Below are 22,982 nucleotides of genomic sequence, written 5' to 3'. Positions count from 1 at the left end.
TTCGCGCAGCGAGAGGAGCCCCTGATGAGCACCAGCGGACTTCCCGACTGGCCCTGGGCCGGCACCGAGGCAGACGCCCTGCCCCAGGCCGAGCGCCTGGTGCTGGATGCTGTCCGGGCGTGGTACGCCGCCGCCCGCGCCGGGGCCCCACCCCTGCCTGCCGCCCATCTGGTCCTGGTAGCGGAGGAGGCTGCCCCCGCCGCCCCGCCGCTCGATGCGCTGCTGCGCGCCGCCCCTGTCGCGGCGGGCTGTCCCTTCTGCCTGCGCGTCGCGCCGCAGGAAGCGGCATTGCTGCTCGCCTGCGCCCTGGCCCAGCGGGGCGCGCGCAGCGAGGCGCTGGCCGCCTTGCTCCGCCTGCTGCCACTGCGCGCCGCCTATGCCGCCATGCCGGCGGCGATCCACCTGGGCAGCGCCCTGCGCCGCGCCGGCCTGCTGCTGCGCCACCCGATCAGGGAGGCGATGCGCCCTCGTCCGGCGGCGCGAGGGTGACGATCTCCGTCCCCTCCTCCACGCTGTCGCCCGCGGCGCAGCCGATATGGGCGACCATGCCGTCCGCCAGCGCGGCGATGCGCAGTTCCGTCTTCATCGCCTCGAGAATCGCGACGACCTGACCGCGCACGACGCGGTCTCCGACCGCGACGAGCACCTGCACGACGCGCCCCGGGATGGGTGCCGACAACCGCCCTTCCGCCGCCGCTTCCCCGCCCAGCGGGGCGTAGGGGTCGAGCAGGCGCAAGGTGTATTCCTCGCCGGCGAAGGCGAGGCTGACGACACCGTCATCCAACGTGAAGGGCACCGGGTGCCAGATGCCGTCCACGGAGGCGCGCAGCCCGAGCGTGAGGTCGGCGTCGATGAGGATCGGCGACCCGCCATCCACGATCGCCTCGGCATCGCCCCGGCGCTCGCGCACCAGGATGCGACGCGAGCGTGCGCCGTCACGGAGGAGGATCAACTCCTCCGCCGTGCCGAACAGCCGGAATCCGCGGCAGAGATCCCACGGCGACGTGCCCGGCGCATCGAGACGAAGCCGCGCCAGGTACGCTGCCGCGAAGCCGGCCAGGGCTGCCGCCGGCGCCTCCCTCGGCGTCGGGATCAGAGCCGGCGCGTAGCGTGCAGCGAAGCCAGTATCGAGCTCGGCCGCACGCATCGCCGGATGCGCCACCAGGCGGCGCAGGAAGCCGAGATTCGTCGCCAGCCCCCCGATCTGCGTATCGGCCAGAGCGCCGGACAACCGTTCCAGCGCAGCCGGGCGGTCGTGGCCGGCGGCGATCACCTTGGCGATCATCGGGTCATAGAAGGGCGTGATCGCATCGCCCGCGCGCACACCGGTATCCACGCGGACACTGCCGGATTGCCCCGGCGCGAGGAAACGGCGCAGCTTGCCCACCGAGGGACGAAAATCCTCGGCCGGATCCTCGGCGTAGAGCCGCACCTCGACGGCGTGGCCGTCAGGCTCGGGTGGCCAGTGCTCCGGCAGGGCTTCCCCGGCCGCGACGCGGAGCTGCCATTCGACCAGGTCGAGACCGGTGATCATCTCGGTGACGGGATGCTCGACCTGAAGCCGCGTGTTCATCTCCATGAAGAAGGCGTCATCGCCTTCGACGATGAACTCGACCGTGCCGGCATTGACGTAGCCGACCGCCCGCGCGGCAGCGACGGCGGCCGTGTGCAGCCTTTCGCGCAACGCAGGCGAGAGGCCGGGGGCCGGCGCCTCCTCCAGCACTTTCTGATGGCGGCGCTGAACGGAGCAGTCGCGCGTGTGGAGGTGCACCGTATGGCCGTGCCGGTCGGCGAAGACCTGCACCTCCACATGACGCGGCTTCTGCAGGTAGCGCTCAAGCAGCATGCGGCCGTCGCCGAATGCCGCCTTCGCCTCACGCCGGGCGCCTGCGAGTTCGTCGAGGAAATCCGCCGCGCTGTGAACCGGACGCATGCCTTTGCCGCCGCCGCCGGCGCTCGCCTTGATCAGCACCGGGAAGCCAATGCGCGCGGCTTCCGTCGCGAGGCGGTCCTCGGACTGGTCGTCGCCGTGATAGCCCGGCACCACGGGCACGCCGGCGGCGACCATCAGTGCCTTCGATTCCGCCTTGCTGCCCATCGCGCGGATCGCCCCGGCCGGCGGGCCCACGAAGACGAGGCCGGCCGCCGCGCAAGCCTCGGCGAAATCGGCATTCTCCGACAGGAAGCCGTAACCGGGATGGATGGCGTCCGCACTGGCGGCCTTGGCGACAGCAATGATGCGGTCCGCCCGCAGGTAGGAATCGCTGGCCGCCGCGGGGCCGATCGGGTGCGCCTCATCGGCCAGCGCCACGTGCAGCGCCTTCGCATCGGCCTCGCTGAACACCGCGATGCAGCGGATTCCCATGCGCTGCGCGGTGCGCATGATCCGGCAGGCGATCTCGCCACGATTGGCGATGAGCAGGCTGCGGAACATCGTCGTCACATGCGGAACACGCCGAAGCGTGTCTCCTCGATCGGGGCGTTGAGCGCCGCCGCCATGGCGAGGCCCAGCACGTCGCGCGTATCGGCCGGGTCGATGATGCCGTCATCCCACAGGCGCGCGGTAGCGTAGGTGGGGTCTCCTTCCCGTTCGTATTTCTCGCGGATCGGCGCCTTGAAGGCGTCTTCCGCCTCGGCGCTCCAGCTCTCGCCCCGGGCTTCGATGTTGTCGCGCCGGAGCGTGGCCAGCACGCTCGCCGCCTGTTCCCCACCCATGACGGAGATGCGCGAGTTCGGCCAGGTGAACAGGAAGCGCGGTGAATAGGCGCGGCCGCACATGCCGTAATTTCCCGCGCCGAAGGAACCGCCGGTGATGACGGTGAATTTCGGGACATTGGCGCAGGCCACGGCCGTGACGAGCTTCGCACCGTCCTTGGCAATGCCGCCGGCCTCGTATTTCCGCCCGACCATGAAGCCGGCGATGTTCTGCAGGAACAGCAACGGGATGCCGCGTTGGCAGCAGAGTTCGATGAAATGCGCGCCCTTCTGCGCGGATTCCGAAAACAGGATGCCGTTGTTCGCCAGAATGCCGACCGGCATGCCCCAGATGCGCGCGAAGCCGCAGACCAGAGTGGTGCCGTAGCGGTGCTTGAACTCGTCGAATTCCGATCCGTCCACGATGCGGGCGATGATCTCCCGAGCATCGAAGGGCGTGCGGAGGTCGGGCGGGATGATGCCGTGGAGTTCCGCCGGATCGTAGCGCGGCGGCGCGGGCGCGCGGGTGTCGAGCACGGCACGCGTGGGACGCCCCAGATTGCCGACGATCCGCCGCACCATGCCGAGCGCATGCATGTCGTCCGCGGCATAGTGGTCGGCCACGCCCGACAGGCGGGTGTGAACATCGGCCCCGCCGAGGTCTTCGGCGCTGACCACCTCGCCTGTAGCGGCTTTCACCAGGGGCGGGCCGGCGAGAAAGATCGTGCCCTGTTCCCGCACGATCACCGCCTCGTCGCACATCGCGGGCACATAGGCGCCGCCCGCGGTGCAGGAACCCATCACGGCTGCGATCTGCGGGATTCCGGCGGCGGACATCCGCGCCTGATTGTAGAAGATGCGGCCGAAATGCTCGCGATCGGGGAAGATCTCATCCTGGTTGGGCAGGTTCGCCCCGCCGGAATCCACCAGGTAGATGCAGGGCAGGCGGTTCTGCGTCGCGATTTCCTGCGCGCGAAGGTGCTTCTTCACCGTAATGGGGTAGTAGGTGCCGCCCTTCACCGTCGCGTCATTGGCGACGATGACGCATTCGCGGCCGGAGACACGACCGATGCCGGTGATCATGCCGGCGCCGGGAACCTCCCCGCCATACATGCCGTGCGCGGCAAGCGGCGAGAGTTCCAGGAAGGGCGCGCCGGAATCGAGCAGCCGCTCCACCCGCTCGCGCGGCAGCAGCTTGCCGCGGCCGAGATGCTTCTTCCGTGCCGCCGGCGGGCCACCCAGGGCCGCCTCCCCCGTACGTGCCGCGAGCTGGTCGAGCAGCGCACGCATCGTCGCGGCATTGGCGCGGAAGGCGTCGGACCGTGTCTCGACGGCGGAGGACAGGACGTGGCTCACGCGGTCTCCCGAAAAAGTTCGCGCCCGATCAGCATGCGGCGGATCTCGCTGGTGCCGGCGCCTATCTCATAGAGTTTCGCATCGCGCAGCAGCCGGCCGGTCGCGGTGTCGTTGATGTAGCCATTGCCGCCGAGGATCTGGATGGCATCGAGCGAGGCCTTGGTCGCCGCCTCCGCCGCGAAGAGGATCGCGCCGGCGGCGTCCTTGCGCGTGGTGCGCCCCTGGTCGCAGGCGCGGGCTACGGCATAGACGTAGGCACGGCAGGCGCTCAGCGTCGTGTACATGTCCGCCAGCTTGGCCTGGATGAGCTGGAATTCGCCGATCGCCTGGCCGAACTGCTTGCGGTCATGCACATAGGGCACCACCAGGTCGAGGCAGGCCTGCATGATGCCGAGCGGTCCCGCTGCCAGCACGGCCCGTTCGTAGTCGAGACCTGACATCAGCACACGAACGCCGCCGCCGACCTGGCCAAGGACATTCTCCTCCGGCACCTCGCACTCCTCGAACACCAGTTCGCTGGTAGGGGAGCCGCGCATGCCGAGCTTGTCCAACTTCTGCGCCGGTCGGAATCCCTTGAAGTCGCGCTCGACGATGAAGGCGGTGATGCCCTTTGGCCCTGCCTCGGGGTCGGTCTTGGCATAGACCACCATCGTCTCGGCATAGTGCGCGTTGGTGATCCACATCTTCGTGCCGTTCAGTACGTAGCGGTCGCCGCGCCTCTCCGCACGCAGCTTCATGCTGACCACGTCGCTGCCCGCACCGGGCTCGCTCATCGCCAGCGCGCCAAGGTGCTCGCCGGAGATCAGCTTCGGCAGATAGCGGCGCTTCTGCTCCTCCGTGCCGCAACGGCGGATCTGGTTCACGCAGAGGTTGGAATGCGCGCCGTAGGAGAGGCCGACCGAGGCAGAGGCGCGGCTGACCTCCTCCATCGCCACGCAATGCGCGACGTAACCCATGTTGGCACCGCCATACTCCTCCTCCACGGTGATGCCGTGCAGGCCGAGCGCGCCCATCTCCGGCCAAAGATGGCGCGGAAACTCGTCGGTGCGGTCGATCTCGGCGGCGATCGGGGCGATGCGCTCTGCGGCGAAGGAACGGACGCTGTCGCGCAGCATGTCCACCTCGTCGCCGAGGCCGAAGTCAAGGGTGGGGATCTGGTTCGCGAGCATCGGTCACCTCGCAGTCAAGGATCGCCGCCGGCGGCAGCCTTGCCAAGCGTCTTGCGCAGCGTACCGCGCATGACCTTGCCGGTCGCGGTCAATGGCAGGTCCACAGCGAAGACGACTCGGCGCGGGTAAAGGTGCGCAGCCAGACGGTTGCGCACGAAGGACTGGATCTCGGCGGCCAGCGCTGCCCCGGGCGCGACACCCTCGCGCGGGACGATGATGGCCGTGACCGCCTCGGTGCGGAGTGCATCCGGGAGCCCCACGACGGCGGCAAGCGCCACCGCCGGGTGCTTAAGCAGGCAGTCTTCGACCTCACCAGGACCGATGCGGTAGCCGGCGGACGTGATGACATCGTCATCGCGGCCAACGAACCGCAGATAGCCGGCGTCGTCCACCGCTCCCGTATCGCCGGTGAGGAGCCAATCTCCGCGAAACTTCGCCTCTGTCGCCTCCGGGTTGTTCCAGTAGCGCAGGAACATCACTGGGTCCGGCCGACGAACGGCAATGACACCGGCCTCGCCAGGACCGCAGGGGACGCCCTCCGCGTCGAGGATTGCGACGTCATGCCCCGGCACGGGACGTCCCATGGAGCCGGGCCGGACAGGCATCAGGCCGGCGCAGTTGGAGACGACGACGTTGCACTCGGTCTGCCCATAGAACTCGTTGATGGTCAGGCCGAAGGCGGCGCGGCCCCATTCCAGCGTCTCCGCCCCCAGCGTCTCGCCGCCGCTGCCGATGCTGCGCAGCCTATGACCGAAGCGCGCGGGATCGACGACCTGGCGCATCATCCTGAGTGCGGTCGGCGGCAGGAAGGCGTTGCGCACCTCATGCTTCGCCATGATCCCTAAGGCGCGTTCCGGATCGAACTTCGCCATGCGGTGGGCCAGCACCGGCACACCATGGAAGAGCGATGGCAGGAGCACGTCCAGCAGGCCGCCGATCCACGCCCAATCGGCCGGCGTCCAGAAGAGGTCGCCAGGCTGCGGGAACAGCTCCTGCGGCATCTCGACGCCAGGCAGATGGCCGAGCAGCGTCCGATGCGCGTGCAGCGCCCCCTTCGGCGCGCCCGTCGTGCCGGAAGTGTAGATGATCAGGGCCGGATCGTCCGCCGCCGTGCGCACTGCCGGATATGTGTCATTGGCCTGCTCGGCCAATGCCCAGAGCGACTTCGCCCCGGGGCGCGCGCCGTCCGCATTGAGCACGAGACGCAGCTCGCCCAGCCGCTCACGCACTGGCGCGAGGCGAGCCAGGCCCACATCATCCGTGATGATCGCCGCCGCGCCGGAATCGCGCAGCCGGAACTCGAGCGCATCGGGCCCGAAGAGCTGGAAGAGCGGCACGGCGATCGCGCCCAGCCGATAGATCGCGAGATGCGCCAGCGCTGCCTCGGGTCCCTGCGGAAGGAGCACGGCCACGCGATCGCCGCGACCGATGCCATACGCCTCCAGCACATGCGCGAACCGCGCGGAGGTCGACCGCAGAACGTCGAAGGTGATCCGCTCGGTCCCGCCATCCGCGCGGAGGTGAATGAGCGCGACACGCCCACTGCCATCCGCCCACCGGTCGCAGCAGGCTTCGGCGATGTTGAAGGCCTCGGGCACCGCCCAGCGGAAGCGGCGCACCATCTCTTCATAGGTCGTCGCCGCGGGAAGCAGCCCCGTGCCGCTCACAGCCAACGCTTCCGCCGCTTGTAGGATTTCAGGTTGCGGAAGGATTTCCGTTCCGCACCGTGGCCGCCGAGGTAGAACTCCTTCACGTCCTCGTTCTCGGCCAGCGCCGCCGCCGTGCCGTCCAGCACGACCTTCCCCTGCTCCATCACATAGCCGTAGGACGCGACCGACAGCGCCATGCGGGCATTCTGCTCGACCAGCAGGATGGTGATGCCGAGATCACGGTTCAGCCGGCGGATGATGCCGAAGACCTCCTTCACCAGCAGCGGCGACAGGCCCATCGAGGGTTCGTCCATCAGGATCAGCTTCGGCCGTGCCATCAGCGCACGGCCGATCGCCAGCATCTGTTGTTCCCCACCCGAGAGGTAACCGGCCAGGCCCGTCCTCTCCCGCAAGCGGGGGAAGTACTCGTAGACCATGTCGATGTCACGGCGGACCTCGTTGTCGTCACGCGTGAACGCCCCAAGCCGCAGGTTCTCGAGGCACGTCATGTCGGCGATGATCCGCCGGCCTTCCATCACCTGGAAGATGCCGCGCCGCACGATGCGGTCGGGATCGATCCCGTTCAGGCGCTCCCCATCGAACAGGATGTCGCCTCGCGTGACCTCCCCTTCCTCGGTCTTGAGCAGCCCCGAGATGGCCTTGAGCGTGGTGGACTTCCCCGCCCCGTTGGCGCCCAGAAGCGCGACGATCTCGCCCTTCGGCACCGCGAGCGAGAGGCCGCGCAGCACGAGAATGACCTCGCTGTAGACCACCTCGATGTTCTTCACCTCGAGGAGGGGCGCGGCGGTCTCCCGCCGCATCCCGGGCTGCTGCGCGGCCGCCGCGGACATCACCAGCCGAGCCAGTCAGCGCGGCGAGGCAGCTCGATCGTGGTGACGGGCTGCAGCGACATGGTGCCCGCCGCCATCAATTCCTGGACTGATCCCTGAGCCGTGTTGCCGGTGACACGAGCGCGATAGAGCGCGACGCGCATCGTGCCGCGATGGTCGGTGTCGGTGAAGGTGGACGGGTTGCACACGCCCTGGAAGCCGTTCGGCACCCAGTCACGCCGGGCATAGAAGCCGTCACGGATGCGCACGCCATTCACCTGACCACCATTCGCCGCCGCGGTCTCCATCGCCTCGACCATGAGCATCGCGGCACAGGCGCCGGCCAGGTAGTGCACGGGCCGGTAGGCTGTGCCCGCCTGGTCGGACACGCGGCTGATCGTGCGGATCGTGTCCATCCCCGGCCCGGTGCCGCCCCAGACCGCCGCGGTGCGCACCGGGAAGACGACACCGTCCGCCGCGGTGCCGGCCGCCTTCATGGCGTTCTCGTCCATGCCCCAGACATTGCCGAGGAACTGCACCTGCACGCCGACGGTCTGGCAGGCCCGCAGCACGGAAATGTTCGACCCCGCCGTATTGCCGAGATAAGCGTAGTTGGCGCCTTGGTTCTTCAGCGTCAGGCATTGCGCCGTGTAGTCGCCCGGTGTCAGCGCGAACTGGATCGCCGGCAGCACCTCGAAGCCGAGTTCGCGCGCGAGCGCCTCGCCGGCTTCCTTCGGGCTGTTCGGATAGGGGTGGTTGGCGCCCATATGGACGTAGCGCGGCCGCCCTTGCTGGCCACGCGCCCGCCAATCATCGGCCGCCCATTGCAGCATGCCGCGCAGCGCGTCGGAATAGGATGGGCCATAGAAGAAGTTGAACGGCGTCGCCTCGACACCCTGGCGCCCCGACCGACCGCCGGCATCCGTCAACGCCGCGGAGTAGGAGGCCGAGATGTAGGGAATGCGGTCCCGCGTCACGAACCGTACCAGGGCCTCAGTATCCGCCGTGCCCCATCCCTGGATCGCGACGACGCGTTCGCGCTGCGCCCAGGACTGGTATTGGCTGACGGCGCGCGGCGCCTGGTAGCCGTAGTCATAGCCCGATACCGCGAGCCGTCGCCCGGCCACGCCATTGCGCGTCTGGTTCACCCAGGCGAGCGTATCCGCCACACCTTGGCCGTAGGGTACGCCCACATCCGATGTCGGCCCGGAATTGTCCATCAGATGTCCGACAGGGATCGGCGCCTGGGCAAGCGCCGGACCGGCGGCGAGCAGCGCCCCGGCAAGCAGTGGCAGCGGAAGCCTCATGTCTCGTTTCCTCCTTGCGTCCTATGGGCCGTTGGCCGGCCTCAATGCGAGAATGGGTACAGTTTCCAGTACGCCCTGATCATTTTCCAGCGATGCGCGAGCCCGTCGGGCTCGAAGATCAGGAACAGGATGATGGCCGCGCCGATCGCCATCTCCCGGAGAAAGGAGATCGAGGCACCAAGCCGCAGCGCTCGATCGATGGCGCCACCCGACAGCAGGTCCGCCCCGGCCTGCACGATCTCCGGCAGGAGCACCATGAACGCGGCCCCCATCATGCTGCCCAAGATCGACCCGAGCCCGCCGATGATGACCATCGCCAGAAACTGGATCGAGTAAAGGATGTTGAATGCCTCCACGCTGACGAAGAGCAGGTAGTGCGCGTAAAGCGCCCCCGCGACGCCGGCATAGAAGGCCGCAATGCCGAAGGAGAGGGTGCGGTAGTAGGCGAGATTGATGCCCATCATCTCCGCCGACAGGTAGTGATCGCGCACCGCCACCAGCGCGCGCCCATCCCGCGTGCGCATCAGGTTCGCCGCGGCCACGAACATCACCACCACATGCGCGAGCACGATGTAGAAATACGTCTCCTCCCGGTCGAAGCGCAGGCCGAAGAGCTCGTAGGGCTCGGTCACGCGCCCCGCGACGCCGCCCGAGAACCACCGCGCACGGGCGAAGAAATCCTCCAGGATGAACTGCGCTGCGAGCGTCGCGATCGCCAGGTACAGGCCCTTGAGCCGCGCCGCCGGCGCGCCGAACACAAGACCGACCAGGGCGGTCATCAGGCCGGCGCCCCAGATCGCCAGCGGTACCGGGATGTGGTGCTCCACCAGCAGGGCGGAGGAGAAGGCGCCGAAGCCGAAGAAGGCGGCGTGGCCGATCGAGATCTGCCCCGTGAACCCCACCAGGATGTTGAGACCGAGGGCGGCGATGGCGCTGAAGCCGATGGTGATCAGCAGGCCAAGCTCGTAGCGTCCGAACACGAGCGGCGCAGCGCAGAGGATCAGAACGCCGGTGAACATCGCATACCGCGATCCCCGTGTCGGGAAGATCGTGGTGTCCGCCCGGTAGGAGGAGCGGAAATCCCCCGCCGGGGCCATGGACGTCATCGCGCCGTCAGACCCGCTCGATGTTGCGCGTGCCGAACAGGCCGTAAGGCTTGATCAGCAGGATCAGGATCAGCGCATAGAAGGGCGCGATCTGGTACATGTTGCCCCAGTTGAGCCACTCCGCATCGACGTACTGCGCCAGGTTCTCGAGCACGCCGACGATCAGCCCGCCGAGCACCGCGCCGACAATGGAATCCAGCCCGCCCAGGATGACAGCGGGGAAGACCTTGATCCCATAGAAGGAAAGCGCCGAGGACACGCCGTTCACGACGCCCACCACGACGCCCGCCACCGCGGAGACCACGGCGGAAATGGCCCAGGACATGGCGAAAACCCGTGGCACCGAGACGCCGAGCGACTGCGCGACCTGCTGGTCGAAGGCCGTCGCCCGCATCGCCAGCCCATGCTTCGAATAAGTGAAGAACCACCAGAAGCCGAGCATGATCAGTGCGGAGACGACAAGGCTTGCGAGGTAGACCGTCTGCACTTCGAGCCCCAGAACGCGCATGCGCTCCGCCGCGAAGATCGGTGGGAAGGGTTGGGCGAAGACGCCGAACATCCACTTCATCAGCGCCTGGAAGAAGATCGACAGGCCGACGGTCGCCATGATCACGCTGATCACCGGCTCACCGATCAGCGGCCGCAGCACGATCACCTGCAGCAGCACGCCGAAGGCGGTCATGAAGGCGAGCGTCACCAGGAAGCCTGCCCAGAAGGGCAGTTGCCAGGTTGTCAGCAGCCACCAGCATACCCACGCGCCGACCAGCAGGAATTCGCCCTGGGCGAAGTTCACCACCTGCGACGCCTTGTAGATCAGCACGAAGGACATCGCGACGACGCCGTAGAGCGCGCCGACGATCAGCCCGTTCAGCACCAGTTGGAAGAGCAGCGTCGCGTCCATTCAGACCCTTTCTGCGCCGGCCAGTGCGGGTTCGGGGGCGATGCCGTCCATGCGGACGACGCGCAACACGGTGCGGATGCGCTGCTTCGTGCCGTCCTGGAAAGCGATGGTCGTGTCCACGGGGATGGACTCATCGCCCGCATAGATCGCGCCGATGATGTCGCCGTATTTCTGATTGATCACGCCACGTCGCACCTTGCGCGTGCGCGTCAGCTCCTCGTCGTCGGCATCGAGCTCCTTGTAGAGCAGGATGAAATCGCGGATGCGCTGCGCCGCGGGCAGGGAGGCGTTCACCTGCGCCACCTCCTCGCGGATCTTGTCCAGAACCTCCGGCCGCGCCGAGAGGTCGGAATAGGTCGTGAAGGCGATCCGGTTGCGTTCGGCCCATTTGCTGACGATGGGGAACCTGATGCAGATCATCGCCGCCAGATGCGGCCGCTGGTCGCCGAGGATCACAGCCTCGGCGACGAAGGGGCTGAACTTGAGCTTGTTCTCGATGAACTGCGGGGAGAAGCGGTCGCCACCGCTGGTCGTCGCGATGTCCTTAATGCGGTCGATGACCACCAATTGCCCGCGCGGATCGAAGTAGCCGGCATCGCCCGTGTGCAACCATCCTTCGCGCAGGTCCGGCGTATCCTCCATTCCGAGGTAGCCGGAGAACATGTGCGGGTGGCGCGTGACGATCTCACCGACGCCGTTGTGGTCCGGCTCGTGGATGCGGATCTCGATTTCCGGCCCGAAGGGAACGCCGACGGTGTCGAAATCGACCGCCCCCGGCCGGTGGATGGTGTAGGCGCCAAGCAGTTCGGTCTGGCCGTAGAGCTGACGCAGCGGCACCCCCATGGCCTGGAAGAAGCGGAAGGTCTCCGGCCCCAGTGCCGCGCCGCCGGTGGCGGCCGAGCGCAACCGTGTGAAGCCGAGCCGGTCGCGCAGCGCCCGGAACAGCAGGGCATCGGCGACCACCGACCGACCGCCCTTCTCCAGCGCCTGCAGCCCCATGCGCATGCCGGCTGCGAAGGCCCGCTGCTTGAACGGCGAGGCATCCATCACCCGGGCCCGCACATCCGCCGCAAGCCCTTCCCACACGCGTGGGGCGAAGAGCACGAAGGTCGGCGCGATCTCCCGGAAATCGGCCATCATCGTCTCGGGTTCCTCGACGAAGTTGACCTTCATGCGGGCGATCAGCCCCCAGCCGAGAACGTAGATCTGCTCCATGATCCAGGGCAGCGGCAGTACCGAGACGTACTCGTCCTCCGGCCCCTTCGGATCGGCCGCGAGGTAGGCCTCGCAATGCCGGATCAGCGCACGCGCCGTGAGCTGCGCAAGCTTCGGCCGCGCCGTTGTGCCCGACGTCGTGCAGAGAACGGCGATATCCTCGCCATCCGTGGCATCCACCAGGCTGTCCCACAGGTCCTGTTCCGCGGCCGCCAGCTCTGCCCCGCGCCGGGCCAGATCGGCAGCGGAGATCAGGCGAGGATCGGCATGCTTCCGCATGCCGCGCGGGTCGGCGTAGATGATGTGCCGCAGCGTCGGCACCTGTTCCGAGACATTGAGCAGCTTGTCGACCTGCTCCTCGTCCTCGGCGAAGACGGCGACGGCACCGGAGAAGGAAAGCAGATAGGCCACCTCCTCATCCAGCGCGTCGCGATAGATGCCGAGCGACTGCGCGCGAACGGCATGCGCCGCGATCTCCCCCATTACCCAGTCCGGCCGGTTGTCGCCGATCAGGCCGACGACCTCCCGCGGCCGCACACCGAGCGCCCGCAGCCCGAGCGCGAGATGGCGCGTCCTGTCAGCGACGTCGGACCAGCGCAGCGCGCGCCAGATGCCGAATTCCTTCTCGCGCATCGCAATGTCGCCGCCATGCGCACGTGCATTGCGGCGCAGCAGGCGGGGCAGCGTGTCTTCGGTCGCGCTCATGCCGGCACCGGCTCGCCCTCGTCGCGCGCCACCTCATCCGCCTCGCCGAGGTAGGCGCGCTTCACATGAGGATTGGCGAGCACTTCCTCGGGGGCGCCTTCAGCGATCCTCTTGCCGAAATCGAGCACCATGACCCGGTGGCTGATGTCCATGACCACGCCCATGTCGTGCTCGATCATCAGGACCGTCATGCCCCACTCCTCGTTCAGGTCGACGATGTAGCGGGCCATGTCCTCCTTCTCCTCGAGGTTCATGCCGGCCATCGGCTCGTCGAGAAGGATCAGCCGCGGCCGCAGCGCCACCGCACGCGCCAGTTCCACCCTCTTGCGGAGCCCGTAGGAAAGCGTTCCGGCGATCGCCTTGCGGACATGCTGGATCTCGAGGAAGTCGATGATTTCCTCGACCTCCCGCCGATGCTCCAGTTCTTCCCGCTGCGCGCCACCGAGCCAGTAGGCCATGCCGCGCACGAATCCGCTCCTGAGCAGGTGGTGGCGGCCGACCATGATGTTGTCGAGCACCGTCATGTGGCCGAACAGCGCCAGGTTCTGAAAGGTGCGCCCGATGCCAAGCGCGGCGCGGCGGCTCGTGGCGGTGCGCGTGATGTCCTGCCCGGCAAACAGGACTCGGCCTTCGGTCGGCCGATACCGGCCGGAGACGCAGTTCACCATGGAAGTCTTGCCGGCGCCGTTCGGGCCGATGATGGAGAAGATCTCGCCCTGGCCTACGGCGAAGGACACGTCGGTCAGCGCCCGCACGCCGCCGAACCGGAGGCTGACGCGATCGGCCTCGAGGATGGGCGGCTCTGCCACCAACTCTCCCTTCCCCCCAGAACTCACTCTCGTTGCAGGGAGGTTAGGGGGCGGCCGCCGCCGCTGGCAACCTGATTGCGCGCCGACGCGGCCGTCTGGCCGGCTTTGCCCCCTACCGGCCGCCGCGGCTGCGCAGGGCAACCGCCAGGGGAGGGTCGTCCGTGGTCAGGACGTCGATCCCGAGACCGAGCATCCGCCGGATCGACGCCTCGTGATTCGCGCCCCAGACGGAGATCCGCAGCCCAGCCATGCGCAGCGCGGCGCACGCCTCGGCGTCGAGCAGGGATTCATGAACGCCGATCTCCGGGAAGCCGTAGCCATGCGCGACGGCGATAGTCCCCCGCATCCCGAGCGACCGCCAGGTCGTTGCCTCCAGCAGCCAGGCGACGCCGGCCAGACCCCCGGCCGCCGCGGCCTCGGCCGCGGTCGGCGCATCGAAGGCGATGATCCAACTGCGGCCCCGCGCGCCTTGCCGGTCGAGCACGTCGAGCACGCGCGGCAGGAACCCCGGATAGGCTCGCCCCAGGAGATCGGCCTTGACCTCGATACGTGGGTCGATTGAGGTCCCCTGCAGCAGGGCGAGCATGTCCGCCAGCAGCGGCACGCCTTCCCCGCCCCCGCCCCTGATCCGGTGGCGGCGCACCTCCGCCGTCGAGAGGCCCGCAACAGGGCCTCGTCCGTCCGTCGTCCGCTCGAGTGTCGCGTCGTGAAGGATGACGGGGTCGCCGTCTGCCGAGGGGTGGACGTCGCATTCCGCCTGTTCGACCGGTAGCATCGCCGTCTGCCGGAAGGCCGACAGACTATTTTCGGGCCACAGAAAGGCACCGCCGCGATGGCTGGCGATGGCGGTCCGGTATTCCGACATGAAGGAAACTCCGGCTGGCGGCGTCAGGCGACGAAACCCGTTGCGGGGGCGCGGCCGCGATACGCGCCAGGCGGGAATTCCCTGGCATCGTCACCACTCATGATGCCAGATCCTTAAGGAAAATTGTGACACTCTTCGCCCAAAGATGGCAATAACCTCCAATCTGAACCGCCAGGAGGTATCGATGACTCGATCGGGTATCTGGGCGATCCTGTCTTGCTGCCTGATGACATTGGTCGCCGTCCTGATGCCCGCCTTCACCCTCGCACAGACGACACGCGAAGATCCCATTCGTCTCAAGATCGTCGGCGGCCTCGCGGATGTCAGCCAGTATGTGCGCTATGAGGAGCCGTTCTGGCGACGGCGCCTTTCGGAAGCCTCCGGCGGCCGCATCCAGGCGGAGATCGCGCCCTTCGACCGCAGCGGCATCCGCGCTCAGGAGATGCTCGCGCTCATGCGCCTCGGCGTAGTGCCCTTCGGCACGGCTCTGCTGGCCATCGTGAGCACCGAGGAACCGGAATTCAATGCCGTCGATCTGCCGATCGTAAGCCCCGACATGGAGACGCTGCGACGCACCGTCACGGCCTATCGCCCGCATCTCGAGGAATTGCTCGCCCAGCGCTACGACGTCGAGCTTCTGGCCGTCTACACCTATCCAGCCCAGGTGATTTTCTGCCGCAATGCTTTCCGGGGTCTGACTGATCTTGCCGGGCGGCGCATCCGGACCTCATCGGTCGGACAGTCGGAGATGTTCGCCGCGCTCGGAGCGACACCCGTCGTCATACCCTTCGGAGAGACGCTCGCCGCAATGCGGTCGGGTGTCGTCGAATGCGCGGTGACCGGGACCCTTTCCGCCAATGCCATCGGCCTGAACGAGATGACGACCCACATGCACGGCATGGCGATCACCTGGGGGCTGTCCGTCTTCGGCGCGAACCGCGCGGCGTGGCAGTCCTTGCCGGAATGGGCCCGCACCCTCATCCGGCATGAGGTCGGTCAGCTCGAGGAGGAGATCTGGAAGGCAGCCGAGGTCGAGACGGGCGAGGGCATCGCCTGCAACGCGGGCATGCCCGACTGCCGGTCGGGCCGTCGCGGCACGATGACGATCGTGCCAGTGTCCGAAGCGGATCAGGAACGGCGCTTCCGCCTCCTCACCGAAACCGTGCTCCCGGGGTGGGTCCGCCGTTGCGGCGAACCCTGCATCGAAGCCTGGAACTCTCGACTCGCGCCGATCATCGGCGTGCGCGCTGAGCCGGATTGACGATGCAGAATACGCGCTTCCTGCGCCGCGCCATCTTCATCGGTGCGGTCATCCTGCTCCTGGCGCAGACGGTCGCGACGCTCATGATCATCGGGCGGGCGCGCGAGGCACAGATCCGCGCGGCTGAGGAGACGGTGGAGCGCATCAGCATCGCCACCGAGGCCTCGATCAACCGTGCGTTCGTCCAGGTCGATGCGATGCTGGCCGGCCTGCCGGCGATGCTCGCGCCCTTCGCGGTGAACGGTCAGTTGGACACCGCCCAGGCGAACCGGGTGCTGCGCCAGCTCATCAATCAGAACTTCACCTACCGAGACATCCTGCTGCTCGGCCGGAACGGCCTGCCGGCGGCAACCGCGCTGCCGGTGTCGCGCCGTCGCCGCCTTCCCCTTCCTGTGGAGACCGGCTTCTCCGAATTGGCGGGGAGCAGCGGCGGTGTCTCCATCGGTGGCCCCGTGCAGAACCCAAGCACCGGCGAATGGACACTCTTCTTCGCCCGCAACGTCACGATCATTGGTCTCGGCCCCGTTCTGGCCGTCGCCGAAGTGCCGGTGCCGTCGGTCCGCGCGCTGCTTTCCGCGGCCGGCGAAAGCCCGGGGCTGCGGACGTCGCTGGAGCGCGACGACGGAACCCTGCTCGCCACCGTCCCGCACGACGAAACCCGAATCGGCCAGCGCCTGAGCAGCGTCGGGCACGCGAACCAGACCAACTCGCAGGTCGGCATCGCCGTCAGCCGCTTCAACGGCACGCTGGTCTTCGCGTCGAGCCGACCGTCGCTTTATCCGACGCTTACCATCTCCAGCACGCTAGAAGTCGATGCCGCACTCGCCGGCTGGTATCGTGACCGGATCCGGGCGCTGGCGGTTTCGAGCGTGCTCGGCATCGTCATCATCCTCGTCGCCGTCACGCTGATGGTGATCCTGCGGCAGCGCGACAAGGCCGAGGAAGAGCGCGCGCGCGCGCGCCGGACCCTCGAGAGCGCCCTGGAATCCATGTCCGACGGCTTCGTCATGTTCGATGCGGACGACCGTCTGATCGCCTGCAACAGCCGCTACCGGGATTTCTATAAGATCAGCACGCCCTTCATCCAGCCTGGCGCGAGCTTCGACGAGATCATGCGCGAGGGTGCGCGGCGCGGGCAATATCCGCAGGCGGGCGACGATATCGAGGCCTTCGTCACCGAGAGCAAGATTTTCCATCTCGGCAACCAGCCCCCGATGGAACGTCTGCTGCCGGACGGCCGCTGGGTCCTGATCACGGAGCGGAGGACGCCGGACGGCGGCACCGTCGGCATCCGCACGGACATCACGGCGCTGAAGAGGGCGATGCAGGACCTCGCAGCCGCCCGCGACGCAGCGGCCGCGGCAGGCGAAGCCAAGAGCCGCTTCCTCGCGCGCGTATCACATGAGCTGCGCACGCCGCTGAACGGCGTTCTCGGCTTCGCCCAGGTGCTGCTGCAGGATCCACGCCTGGCACCGGAGCAGCGCGAGCAGGTCAAGACCCTGCACGAAGCGGGTCGCCACCTGCTCGATCTCGTCAACGGCCTGCTCGACCTCTCGAAGATTGAGGCAGGACGCCTCGACCTCGCGCCGCGCCCGACCGCCATCAAGCCGCTCTTCAATGGCTGCGCGACCCTTCTCGAGCCGGAGATCGCCCGCAAGGCCCAGTCCTTCGGCCTGGACGTGGACCCGTCGCTGCCGGTCGCGGCACAGCTCGATCCGACGCGGATCCGCCAGCTTCTGCTGAACCTTCTTTCCAATGCCGTGAAGTTCACGCCGGCCGGCGGGCGAGTGGACCTTCGCGTCCGGGCCACGCCCGGCGGCGGCATGCGCATCGAAGTGGCGGATACCGGGCCGGGCGTGCCCCCGGATCAACGCCACCTGCTGTTCGAGGATTTCGTCCAGCTCACCCCCGCAGCCGGGAACGAGGCGCAGGGCACCGGCCTCGGGCTCGCCATATCGGCGCGGCTTGTGGCACTCATGGGCGGCAGCATCGGTTGCGAATCACCCCCGGGCGGTGGCGCGCTGTTCTGGGTCGAAATTCCGCTTCAACCCGCCGATGCCGCAGAGGAGGGTGCCGTGGAAGCCGTAACCACGACGCAGAGCGATGCGACCCCGCTGCGTGTGCTGGTCGTCGACGACGTTCTCGCCAACCGACAGATCGCCCAGGCGATGCTCGAAGGGGCAGGCCATCGCGTCACCCTCGCCGAGGGCGGCGCGGCTGCGCTGCTTGCCCTGACGCGCGATCGCTTCGACGCCGTGCTGATGGACCTCCAGATGCCGCAGCTCGACGGGTTCGAGACCACGCGCCGGATCCGTGCCATGCAGCCGCCGGCCAGCCAGGTGCCGGTCATCGCCCTGACGGCCTCGGCCCTGCCCGAACAGGTCGAGGCCGCCCGGCGGGCCGGGATGGATGCCCACCTCGCCAAGCCGCTCGACCGGCGCGCCCTGCTCGACCTCCTGCGCCGCATGCCGCGCCAGGGAGGTGCGACCGCTCCGCGCGCGGAAGAGACGTCGGCTCCGCTGCTCGACGTCTCGGCGCTCGAAGTGCTGGAGCGCGAACTCGGCCACGCCGCCCACGGGATCCTGGCGGAGTTTGTCGGGGAATTGCGGCGTGCCTTGGCGCTGCTGGCCAGCGCTTCGCAAGCCGAGAAGGCCGATACCGCGCATGTCCACCAGGCCTCCCACCGGCTGGTCGGAGCGGCACGAACCCTCGGTGCGGTTCGGCTCGCCGCCGAGGCCGAGGCACTGCAGAAGGCCGCGCGGGCCGGGGACCCCTCCCCCGACCTCCAGGCCGCGGTGATCGCTGTGGCCCGCGCCACGCTGCCGAGCCTGGAACAGCGCCTCGGCGTCGAACACCTGGCATCGGGGCCACCCCTGCAGGCCGCGCCGGCAGTCTGACCGGGTCTCATGGCCGCACCGGGTGGACCCACTGCCGGTGTGCCCTAGGATGCCTTCGGACGGCAAAGGGGAAGCGTCGCGCATGGCGTTTGGAAGATGGGGCGAGAATTCGGGGCGAGACGAGCCGCATCCCAGCCTCAAGATGGCAGCGGAGCGGGCGCGACGTGCGGAGACCCCCTGTGGCGCGGGCTCGCTGGTCTGGCGCGCCTGGGGCGCGGGTCGCCCGCTGGTGATGCTGCATGGCGGCTCCGGCTCCTGGCGGCATTGGCTGCGGAACATCCCGACCTTCGCCGCAGATCGGCTCGTGCTCTGCCCCGACCTCCCGGGGCTAGGCGACAGCGACATGCCGCCGGATGGGGCCATCCCCCAAACGATTGGCGGCATCCTGCGCGATGGACTCAACATGCTGCTGCGCCCGGGAGAGGGTTACGACCTTGTCGGTTTCTCCTTCGGCGCGCTCTGTGCCGGGCATCTCGCGGCGGTTGACCACGAGCGCTGCCGCTCCCTCACCGTGGTGGGCGCGGGGGCACTCGGGCTGCCGCGGAGCCCGACGGAACTCCTCAAGGTCCGACATCTTGAGGGGACGGCACGGGAGGAGGCGAACCGTCACAATCTCGCTGCGCTGATGTTCGCCGACGCGACACGCATCGACGAAGTCGCCTTGGCGATCCAGGACCTCCATACACGCCGCGCCCGCTTCAAGAGCCGCGGCTTTGCAAATACTGACTCTCTGAAGCAGGCGATCCTGCGTAGCCGGGCGCCGCTAGCCTGCATCTATGGAGAACAGGACGCCATTGCCCGCCCACACGTTCCGTCGCGCATCGAGCTGATCCGCTCGCTGCAGGCGAGTGCGCTCACCGAGATGATTCGCGGCGCGGGCCACTGGGTCGCCTATGAGGCCGCGGCGGAATTCGACGCAGCCCTGGCCCGCATCCTCGCACGGGAGTCCGTGACGGCGTGACCACTCCCTCCGCGCGGCCGACCCGCGCGGCCACACTCCGGGGCATGGCGTGGATGGCTGCGGCGGGGCTGCTGTTCTGCGTCCTCAACGCCATCGCGCGACGTCTGACGCTGGAGATCGACCCATTCCAGACGCAGTTCCTGCGCTACCTGGCCGGGCTTGTCGTGCTGCTGCCCTTCATGCTGCGCACAGGCCTGGCGGCCTGGCGGCCGCACGATCTGCCCGGTCAGGCTTGGCGCGGCTTGGTCCACACGGTCGGGTTGCTGCTGTGGTTCTGGGCGCTGCCGCACGTACCGTTGGCGGACATGACGGCGATCGGATTCACGGGGCCGATTTTCATCATGGCAGGTGCCGTTCTCTTCCTGGGGGAGCCGATGGTCCGGGCGCGCTGGGTCGCGGCCGGCATCGGCTTCCTTGGCGTCATGATCGTCGTGACGCCGCAGCTCAGCGCGGTAGGCGGAGGCTTCTGGTCCCTGGTGATGCTGTCCTCGTCTCCGCTCTTCGCGGCTTCCTTCCTCATCACCAAGGCATTGACGCGGCGTGACCGGCCCGCCGTGATCGTCGCCTGGCAGGCGATCACCGTCGCAGCCTTCACCTTGCCCTTCGCCATCCCCGGCTGGACTTGGCCTTCGGTCACGCAATGGGGCTGGTTCCTGCTGACCGGCCTGCTCGGTAGCGCAGGCCACTGGTGCCTGACCGAGGCCTTCCGCATCGCCGACGTCTCCGCAACCCAGCCGGTCAAGTTCATCGACATGGTGTGGGCCGCGGCGCTCGGGTGGCTGGTTTTCGCGGAGGTGCCGGCGACCACCACCTTCGCGGGCGCAGCGATCATTTTTGCCGCAACGACATGGATCGCACGACGGGAGGCAACTCGGCGTTGACGCGACGTCTTGCGCGGACGCCACCTCCGTCGGATCGTTGGCTCCAGCCGCCGGATGACGGGCGACGGGAGGAATGCGTGCTGATCACCAGCCTGCGATGCGCCGTCGCCGCGCGAGCGCCATCCCGCGAGCGTGACACCGAGGATGCGGCGCTGCCGCCTGCCCGTGCCAGCACCCGGCTCTGCCGCCCTGGCTGCCGCAGGCGGCACGGGCACCGAATGGCCCACTGACAACCCAGGACAGGACATGCGAAAGCTCACCGTCGGCGACGTCAGCATCACCAGCATCATCGAGCGCGACGGCCCCTGGCGCGCGCCCGAGGCGATGTTTCCCAGCGCCGCTGCGGCGCCCGCGCTGTTGGCCGAGCGGCTGAAGGAGGTCGAACCGGAAACCTACGATGCCGCTTCAGGCAAGATGGTCATCACCTACCAGACTTATGTCGTGCGTACGCCGCATCACACCATCCTGGTGGATACCTGCACGGGTGAGGACAAGGGCTGGCCCGCACCGATGGATTATCCGAAGCAGCCATGGCTCAACGGGCTGAAGGCCGAAGGCCTTTCGTTCGAGGATATCGACTATGTCTTCTGCACCCATCTGCACATCGACCATTCGGGCTGGAACACGGTGCTGCGCGATGGCCGTTGGGTGCCGACCTTCCCCAATGCGAAGTACGTGTTCCACAAGCGCGAATATGCCGCCTGGGAAGCAACGACGAAGGCGGAAATCGAGCGCCCTGGCGGCGGCGGCAACGTCTTCCGCTTCAATTGCGAGCCAATCATCGAAGCCGGCCAGGCGCTGCTGGTGGATGACGACTTCCAGCTCGACGACCGCATCACCATCCAGCCGACACCCGGGCATTCGCCCTGTCATTGCTGCGTCCACATCCGCAGTGGCGGCCAGCACGCGGTCGTAACCGGGGACCTGATGCATCACGCGCTGCAGGTGCACCAGCCGGACTGGTTCACGGTCTTCGACTGGGACACCACAGAATCCACCGTGAGTCGCCGCCGCTTTTTTGGTGAGGTTGCGGACAGCGACACGAAGATCCTGCCCATCCACTTCCCCCATCCGTCTGTCGGGCGTGTCGAGGCCATGGGCGACCGCTTCCGCTGGCGCTACCTGCGCTGACCGCGGCCCTGCTTGACGCGGGCCGCACCTGGTGGTGCGGTTCGCGCAACACGAGGAACGTCGCAGCATGGATCACAGCCTGCCCTACGCCCCGAGCGAGGAAACCCGGATGCTCCGGGACCTGGTCGCGAAATTCGTCGATCGCGACCTGATGCCGATCGAGCCCGCCGTGCTGAAGCGCGAAGCGGAAGGCGGCGGGTACAGGCTCTCGGCGGAGGAGGAGGCGACGCTCCTCGCCCGTTGCAGGGAACTCGGCCTCTGGGGCCTCGACGTGCCGGAGGAATTCGGCGGCGCCAACCTGCCGCTGCTGTCGCTGGCCGCGGCGGAGGAGGAAATGGCCCGCGCCTGCGTGCCCTTCACCATCCCGCCGGACAGCCCGAACCTGCACATGATGCTCTCGGTCGCGAGCCCGATCCAGCGGGCGAAATACCTCGCGCCCTATGCCGCGGGCGAGGCGCGCTCGGCCATGGCTATCTCCGAGCCAGGCGCCGGCGGTGACCCAGCCGGCATGACGACGCGCGCGGTGCGGGACGGCGATCACTGGGTCATCAACGGCCGCAAGATCTGGGTCTCCAACGTCCCGCGATCGGATTTCATCATCCTCATGGCCCGCACCGGCGACGGGAAGCGGCAGGAAGGCATCACCGCCTTCATCGTCGAGAAGGGAACGCCCGGCTTCGTGATCGAACGCGCCATCCCGATGATCGGCGGCCGCACGACCTACGAGCTGGTCTTCGAGGATTGCCGCGTGCCGGCGGAGAACGTGCTGGGCGAACTCGGCCGCGGCTACGCGCCGATGCAGCTTCGGCTGAACGTGCGCCGAATGCAGATGGGCGCACGCTGCATCGGCATGGCGCGCCGCGCGCTGGAGATGATGTCCGAGCACGCGCAGAGCCGCGTGACCTGGGGCGTGCGGCTGGCGGATCGCCAGGCCATCCAGTGGTTCGCCGCCGAAGCGGTGATGGAAATGCATGCCTGCCGCCTGATGGTGAACGACCTCGCCGCCAAGCTCGATGCCGGGGCCGACGTGCGGATGGAGGCCTCCATCCTCAAGGTGCGCGCAACGGAGATGGCGCAGTCGGTGCTCGACAACGCCATGCAGACCTTCGGCGCCATGGGCATGACGAAGGAGCTGCCGTTGCAGCTCATGCATCAGCAGGTGCGCGTCATGCGCGTCTATGAAGGTCCGTCCGAAGTGCATCGCAGCGCCATCGGCCGCCGCACCCTCGGTTCGAAGGTCTGACC

The 22,982-nt window shown here is 68.1% G+C and carries 18 protein-coding genes; 7 read left to right on the top strand and 11 right to left on the bottom strand.

Annotated features, from left to right (window positions below):
• The first annotated feature begins 24 nt into the window (after positions 1–24).
• Positions 25–489, top strand: a complete 465-nt coding sequence (locus GXW74_RS20320) for a hypothetical protein (RefSeq protein ID WP_211848375.1) — start codon at positions 25–27, stop codon at positions 487–489.
• On the opposite strand, the gene GXW74_RS20315 is transcribed toward GXW74_RS20320, so the two are convergent.
• From GXW74_RS20315 to GXW74_RS20265, 11 genes are all read right to left on the bottom strand, one after another.
• The gene (locus GXW74_RS20315; protein WP_211848374.1) at positions 449–2,434 is read right to left on the bottom strand and encodes an acetyl/propionyl/methylcrotonyl-CoA carboxylase subunit alpha; all 1,986 of its coding nucleotides are present in this window, start codon (positions 2,432–2,434) and stop codon (positions 449–451) included. The genes GXW74_RS20320 and GXW74_RS20315 overlap by 41 nt on opposite strands.
• A 5-nt stretch (positions 2,435–2,439) precedes the next feature.
• A complete protein-coding gene (locus tag GXW74_RS20310) occupies positions 2,440–3,984 on the bottom strand; it encodes a carboxyl transferase domain-containing protein (RefSeq protein WP_211848392.1) in 1,545 nt (514 codons plus the stop codon).
• 62 nt (positions 3,985–4,046) lie between these two features.
• Positions 4,047–5,219: an isovaleryl-CoA dehydrogenase gene (locus GXW74_RS20305; protein WP_211848373.1), complete on the bottom strand. Its 1,173-nt coding sequence runs from the start codon at positions 5,217–5,219 to the stop codon at positions 4,047–4,049.
• 14 nt (positions 5,220–5,233) lie between these two features.
• Complete coding sequence (locus tag GXW74_RS20300; RefSeq protein WP_456306991.1) at positions 5,234–6,886, bottom strand: acyl-CoA synthetase; 1,653 nt, start codon at positions 6,884–6,886, stop codon at positions 5,234–5,236.
• Complete coding sequence (locus GXW74_RS20295) at positions 6,883–7,719, bottom strand: ABC transporter ATP-binding protein (protein ID WP_246523743.1); 837 nt, start codon at positions 7,717–7,719, stop codon at positions 6,883–6,885. The genes GXW74_RS20300 and GXW74_RS20295 overlap by 4 nt, the downstream gene beginning before the upstream one ends.
• On the bottom strand, positions 7,719–9,005 hold the full coding sequence (locus GXW74_RS20290) for an ABC transporter substrate-binding protein (protein ID WP_211848372.1): 1,287 nt from the start codon (positions 9,003–9,005) through the stop codon (positions 7,719–7,721). The genes GXW74_RS20295 and GXW74_RS20290 overlap by 1 nt, the downstream gene beginning before the upstream one ends.
• Positions 9,006–9,046: 41 nt before the next feature.
• Positions 9,047–10,111, bottom strand: a complete 1,065-nt coding sequence (locus GXW74_RS20285) for a branched-chain amino acid ABC transporter permease (protein ID WP_211848371.1) — start codon at positions 10,109–10,111, stop codon at positions 9,047–9,049.
• A gap of 7 nt (positions 10,112–10,118) precedes the next feature.
• On the bottom strand, positions 10,119–11,012 hold the full coding sequence (locus GXW74_RS20280; RefSeq protein ID WP_211848370.1) for a branched-chain amino acid ABC transporter permease: 894 nt from the start codon (positions 11,010–11,012) through the stop codon (positions 10,119–10,121).
• Positions 11,013–12,932, bottom strand: a complete 1,920-nt coding sequence (locus GXW74_RS20275; RefSeq protein ID WP_211848369.1) for an AMP-binding protein — start codon at positions 12,930–12,932, stop codon at positions 11,013–11,015.
• A complete protein-coding gene (locus GXW74_RS20270; protein WP_408903884.1) occupies positions 12,929–13,741 on the bottom strand; it encodes an ABC transporter ATP-binding protein in 813 nt (270 codons plus the stop codon). Before GXW74_RS20270 ends, GXW74_RS20275 begins: the two co-directional genes overlap by 4 nt.
• Before the next feature lie 112 nt (positions 13,742–13,853).
• The gene (locus GXW74_RS20265) at positions 13,854–14,606 is read right to left on the bottom strand and encodes a glycerophosphodiester phosphodiesterase (RefSeq protein WP_211848367.1); all 753 of its coding nucleotides are present in this window, start codon (positions 14,604–14,606) and stop codon (positions 13,854–13,856) included.
• Between the two features lie 184 nt (positions 14,607–14,790).
• On the opposite strand from GXW74_RS20265, the gene GXW74_RS20260 reads away from it, so the two are divergent.
• The 6 genes from GXW74_RS20260 (at position 14,791) to GXW74_RS20235 (ending at position 22,980) form a co-directional block, all read left to right on the top strand.
• Positions 14,791–15,867, top strand: coding sequence for a TRAP transporter substrate-binding protein (locus tag GXW74_RS20260; RefSeq protein WP_211848366.1), 1,077 nt, complete (start codon positions 14,791–14,793; stop codon positions 15,865–15,867).
• A gap of 2 nt (positions 15,868–15,869) precedes the next feature.
• The gene (locus tag GXW74_RS20255) at positions 15,870–18,764 is read left to right on the top strand and encodes a hybrid sensor histidine kinase/response regulator (protein WP_211848365.1); all 2,895 of its coding nucleotides are present in this window, start codon (positions 15,870–15,872) and stop codon (positions 18,762–18,764) included.
• A gap of 232 nt (positions 18,765–18,996) precedes the next feature.
• Positions 18,997–19,725 carry an alpha/beta fold hydrolase gene (locus tag GXW74_RS20250; RefSeq protein WP_246523760.1) on the top strand — a complete coding sequence of 243 codons (729 nt, stop codon included), beginning with the start codon at positions 18,997–18,999 and terminating at the stop codon, positions 19,723–19,725.
• The gene (locus GXW74_RS20245) at positions 19,722–20,606 is read left to right on the top strand and encodes a DMT family transporter (protein ID WP_338148287.1); all 885 of its coding nucleotides are present in this window, start codon (positions 19,722–19,724) and stop codon (positions 20,604–20,606) included. Before GXW74_RS20250 ends, GXW74_RS20245 begins: the two co-directional genes overlap by 4 nt.
• 246 nt (positions 20,607–20,852) lie before the next feature.
• Entirely contained in the window at positions 20,853–21,737 is an 885-nt protein-coding gene (locus GXW74_RS20240; protein WP_211848363.1) for an MBL fold metallo-hydrolase, read from the top strand.
• A gap of 67 nt (positions 21,738–21,804) precedes the next feature.
• On the top strand, positions 21,805–22,980 hold the full coding sequence (locus GXW74_RS20235; RefSeq protein WP_211848362.1) for an acyl-CoA dehydrogenase family protein: 1,176 nt from the start codon (positions 21,805–21,807) through the stop codon (positions 22,978–22,980).
• Positions 22,981–22,982: the final 2 nt, after the last annotated feature.

The organism is Neoroseomonas eburnea, from assembly GCF_018129005.1.
GTDB classification, from domain to species: domain Bacteria; phylum Pseudomonadota; class Alphaproteobacteria; order Acetobacterales; family Acetobacteraceae; genus Neoroseomonas; species Neoroseomonas eburnea.
The sequence above is the reverse complement of the archived record's forward strand: the minus strand, read 5'-3'. Positions and strand labels throughout refer to the sequence as shown.